We start from the raw sequence: 754 nt of genomic DNA, 5'->3' as shown, positions 1-754 counted from the left end.
TGAATCACCGTCTCATAGCTTGCCATGAATTCACTCTCGTCCTCCATCTGCGCCCGCGCCTTGGTGCCGTCCGCCTCCAGCTTCGCCTTCTCCTCCTGGTAGTGCGTCGCGCCCATGTTCAGGCCGGCTCCCGGAAGCTTAAAGGCTTCTGTTGCGATTGTGCCCATGCCATTCCATCTCATCGCCGCCTGCTGGGCTGCTGTCTGTGCCTGGACAACGCGCGTAAACTCAAGAGGGTCCGTCGTGCTATCGGGCGCGTCCAGCCTAAGCGGGTCGCCAGGTGTATTGCCTCTGCTCGATGATGTGCTCCCATCCAGACGTGTCATCTCGATGTTATCTTCCGAGGGCCGCGCCTCGCGCTCCGGCGCTTGGGTCAATTGCGCTTTGCCGTGAGGCTTGTCGTAGAGCTCCGGCCCGCCTTGTTTGTCAAAGCGCTGCGCTTGACGTGAAGGGCTGTTCGGGGCTGGCGTCTCCACGCTAGACTTCGAGAGCGGCGTCTGGATCTTGGCCTTGTACACCTCGTCGAAGCGCGATTGAATCTGGCGAGCGCCCTTCAGGTTCACGCCGGCACCTAACATAGCGCCCCCAGAGGTGGCTATTGCGCCAAACAACTGGCATAGCCCTGAATTGCGAAGCGCCTTGGCAGCAGCTTCCTGCGCAGCGATCTCGACGTTAAGCGCGGCCGACCGGTCCGACCTCGCCGCCTTCCGGAACTCCGCATTGAGCCGAACGATGAGCGCGGCGACTGCTGATA

The 754-nt window shown here is 61.7% G+C and carries 1 protein-coding gene; it reads right to left on the bottom strand.

The features are described 5' to 3' along the window. Positions 1 to 754, bottom strand: a 754-nt coding sequence (locus ACZIRK_RS45330) for a hypothetical protein (RefSeq protein WP_474419859.1), incomplete at both ends; no start/stop codon positions are given.

This window comes from Bradyrhizobium sp. Leo114 (assembly GCF_055229415.2).
Note: the sequence above shows the minus strand (reverse complement) of the source record. Positions and strands in the feature narration are given on the sequence as shown.